1 pseudogene is annotated in these 223 nt (G+C 38.1%); it reads left to right on the top strand.

The window, feature by feature from the left end:
- Positions 1-223 (top strand): annotated as a pseudogene (locus WFH18_RS18200) (IS4-like element ISAba33 family transposase); the annotation flags it as partial.

Below are 223 nucleotides of genomic sequence, written 5' to 3' on the forward strand. Positions count from 1 at the left end.
GGGAAAACGAAATATTAATATCCTGATGCTCGCAATCGTTTATCGTGGAATAGCGATACCTATCCTTTGGACATTGCTTAATAAACGTGGAAATTCAGATACGAAAGAGCGTATTGCTTTGATTCAACGCTTTATAGCCATTTTTGGTAAAGACCGTATTGTGAATGTGTTCGCAGACAGAGAGTTTATCGGTGAGCAGTGGTTTACATGGTTAATTGAACAA

This window comes from Acinetobacter sp. USHLN143 (assembly GCF_037145695.1).
Classification (GTDB): Bacteria; Pseudomonadota; Gammaproteobacteria; order Pseudomonadales; family Moraxellaceae; genus Acinetobacter; species Acinetobacter fasciculus.